General features: G+C 42.2%; 4 protein-coding genes and 1 pseudogene. 2 read left to right on the top strand and 3 right to left on the bottom strand.

The features are described 5' to 3' along the window. Positions 1-870 (top strand): hypothetical protein (locus tag LUQ50_RS05630; RefSeq protein WP_300037455.1); only part of this gene is annotated, 870 nt, incomplete at its 5' end. A 380-nt stretch (positions 871-1,250) separates the two neighbouring features. Continuing rightward, on the top strand, positions 1,251-1,556 hold the full coding sequence (locus tag LUQ50_RS05625; protein WP_300037452.1) for an AAA family ATPase: 306 nt from the start codon (positions 1,251-1,253) through the stop codon (positions 1,554-1,556). On the opposite strand, the gene LUQ50_RS05620 is transcribed toward LUQ50_RS05625, so the two are convergent. The 3 genes and pseudogenes from LUQ50_RS05620 to LUQ50_RS05610 all read right to left on the bottom strand — a co-directional run. Then, on the bottom strand, positions 1,542-2,426 hold the full coding sequence (locus LUQ50_RS05620) for an ion transporter (RefSeq protein ID WP_300037449.1): 885 nt from the start codon (positions 2,424-2,426) through the stop codon (positions 1,542-1,544). The two genes, LUQ50_RS05625 and LUQ50_RS05620, sit on opposite strands and share 15 nt — an antisense overlap. Before the next feature lie 59 nt (positions 2,427-2,485). After that, entirely contained in the window at positions 2,486-2,917 is a 432-nt protein-coding gene (locus LUQ50_RS05615; protein WP_300037446.1) for a hypothetical protein, read from the bottom strand. After that, positions 2,914-3,400, bottom strand: a pseudogene (locus LUQ50_RS05610) (hypothetical protein); the annotation flags it as partial. The gene LUQ50_RS05615 and the pseudogene LUQ50_RS05610, both read right to left, overlap by 4 nt.

Raw genomic sequence — 3,400 nt, 5'->3', positions numbered from 1 at the left:
TCAGTAAAACTGGCAAATCCCGGGGATCCAGTTATCAGATTATGCCCTGGAGACCTGTCACTCATCAATGCCATTGCAAGTTACAATACGGTAATTACCGGAACAATTCCGCAAAAAACAGTGGTTGTATCACGGGGTGATTTATACGGTCTTGATCTGTCTGAAAAAGTGAAAAGCATAACACAGGTTTCTGGTACAGTTATATATTCACCGAACACCCGGGATTTTACCAGCACCCTTGAAAAATTGAACTCCTCAGTATCAGAGCTCATTGACACCTATGGTGAAAAGAACGTTTGTGTTTTTGCCATCTCCATAGATGAGATAGGCGATCTCCTGGCACAGGCATCTGCTTATCCAAATTTAAGAAAAATTCAGTGGTCAGGAATGGATGGGGTTGCCCTCAACCCGACGATCATTAAGAATGAAACTGCAGCACAATTTGCATATGACACTCATTTAGCTACTATTTCTTTTAATGTGGCACCACCAGAGGATTCTGATTACTGGAGGGTATATGAAAAAATACAGGCATCTACTGACGGACATCAGCCCTGTATTTACGAGATCCTTCCGTATGATGAGGTTGTTATGGCAGCCCGCATTCTTGAGAATAATGCTTTAACACTTGAAGAAAATCTCAATATTGCAGATATCCTAGGAAATGATCTGTATGGGGCAACTGGTTGGTTGAAACTTGATAAGAATGTAGACCGAAAGTATGGATATTATTACTTCTATCTGCCTCAAAAAGGAGCGAATGGAGAATTAAAATGGATACCGTGCTTTGCATATCTTGATGGGGTAAACACTACCATACCGCTCACCGGAGTTACCAATACCTTACTTGAAAAAATAGTAATGAAATAACCCTTTTTTATCTCTCATGGTAAGATCCTTCAGATATAAACTCTGAAAACCCATGGTCCGGGTAGAATTTTTCTCATTTGACGAGAACTTTACTGTTTTCAAATCTTTTTTCCATTCAGGATACCTTCATTGCTCGAACACGAAAACCAGGAAGAAACACAGGATCTAAGCTTGTCGTACTGTTCAATGCAGATGATGCGGTACCGAGAATCCCTTCTCATAAAAGATAAGGATAGCCACCCGGAATCATCCGGTAGGTTTATTCACCGTACCGGTTCTACTCTGTTCATTCTCCAGGGTTGTAGGTCTCCACCGAAAGTCACTTATCCCACCTGGACAAATTGTAAATTTAATTTCCAATCTGTCCAGTGTGATGATTAATGATCTCAAGAACAGCCGGAGAAAAGATACTGGAATTATCTGCAGGTTTTCCTGCGGTAATAATCACCGGGCCACGTCAGTCTGGAAAGACCACCCTGGTCAAACATCTGTTCCCCACAAAACCATACATCCTGCTTGAAGACCCTGACACCCGGAGATTTGCTAAAGAGGATCCCAGGAGTTTTCTGGCACAGTTTCAGGAGACCGGGGCAATTATTGATGAAGCACAGTATGTTCCAGAGTTGTTCTCATATTTACAGGGGATTTTAGATAGCCATACTTCACCAACCTTATTTCGCCACTAATTTCTCTTTCATTCGCTGGTACTCTTCTTCTGAAATAATCCCATCTTCTTTTAATTGATACAATTTCCGTATTTCATCAGCAATTGAATTTTCTGGAATAGACAGAGAACATTCTTTTCTCTTACGAACTTCATCAAGGAAACCTGAAGCAATAATACCAGTTGGAAGCGATATGAGCCCAATTCCAATAAGCAATACAATAACTGTCAAAAATTTTCCAATATCAGTGATCGGGTATGTATCTCCATATCCAACAGTTGTTAACGTAATTACTGACCACCAGAATGCATTATCAAAGTCCTGAAACTTATCAGGTTGTGATTCAGATTCAATAATATAAATTGAATACGATACGAAGATCAAAAAAGAGATGAGAATAATCAAGACTGATATTAAGTAGTCCTTGTTTTTCTTTAAAACAGAAATTACAACCTCAAACGACTTATAATATCTAAACAATTTAAAAATTCTGAATAACCGGAACATGCGGAATAATTTTACAACCCTTGGATCGAGTGGAAGTAACAATGATAGATAAAATGGAAACACAGCAAAAAAGTCAATTATCATCATTAAGGAGATTGCATACCGTAATCTCCCGATTACTGGGTTCGTATACTCCTCATAATAGGTGCAAGTCCATATCCTTAAGATGTATTCAACAGTGAAGAGTATTACCGAAAAGTACTCAAACCAGGTAAAAAAGTTGTAGTATTCAGTGTATATTGGTTTGTAGGTCTCAAGAAATATTGCAATGATATTGAGGACTATTAATGTAATGATAGCATAGTCAAAAATATGGTTGGGTATGCCATCGTTATCGCGATCGTTTACTATATCAAATACACGTTTTTTTATTGATTCAGACATGATATACACAATTTTTCCGATAAATCAGTATCACTACATCTAGGTAGATTCATCAATGACTATGAGTTTTCGTTATTATTAGGAAGTATCGATGATCGTGAACGATTTATGAATATAATTTGTTGATCATTTAACCCCTCCTCCTCAAACAACGCTGACTTCTTCCTCGGCCAATTATCCAGCATATTCCAGACCTGCCTGACCACTGCCACAAACGTCCCCACCTCCGGAATGGTCAGCACAAACCCGTTACCTGAATCTGATACCATCGCACTCCCTTCAGGCACGATCTCCCCGGCCTCCTTACCCCTGAACACCTGCTCAATCTCCTGTCTGGTGATCCTCCCGACCTCACCCGGACCGTCGATGATCACTCGTATCTGGTCTGCAACCGGATCCGGCTTCAGCCTGCCAACCTTCCAGAGCACCGAGCAACCGAACAGGAACCAGAGCAGGTGAGGCAGATAAAACCTGAACACCGGTGAGATCATAACCCCTCCCGCAGAATCCTGGACCTGCACGAATCACAGACCGAACTCTGTGACCCTGGATCATGCCACGTTGCTTTAAACGTATGACAAACCTGGCATCGCCCGAGATCGGTATGCAGCCTCGTCATTGACCCTGCATCTATCACTCCGGGAAGAGGCCTGACTGATGCACCTTCAGCCTCGCGTGCAACCTCATAACATGTCCTGCAGATCTTCCGGTTCTTCCGGGGATGAGCGGCTAACCGCTCTTTGGTCATCCGCTCCTGGTAATGCACCCACTGCGTACCACAGCAGTCACACGGACCGGTACCAAACCCCCGACCGATCTCACAGAACTCAGACGTTCTCACCTTCCAGGAGCCTGATGATTCATCGCAGGGAGTTGCGGAATTTTCTATGAATCCGTGCTCAATATGAGGAGTTGCGGACTCATTGCGGATTTCCGGGCAATGAGGATCAGCCTCATTTTTACAATCTGGAAGT

Source organism: Methanospirillum sp. (assembly GCF_028679455.1).
In the GTDB taxonomy this organism is placed as follows: domain Archaea; phylum Halobacteriota; class Methanomicrobia; order Methanomicrobiales; family Methanospirillaceae; genus Methanospirillum.
Note: the sequence above shows the minus strand (reverse complement) of the source record. Positions and strands in the feature narration are given on the sequence as shown.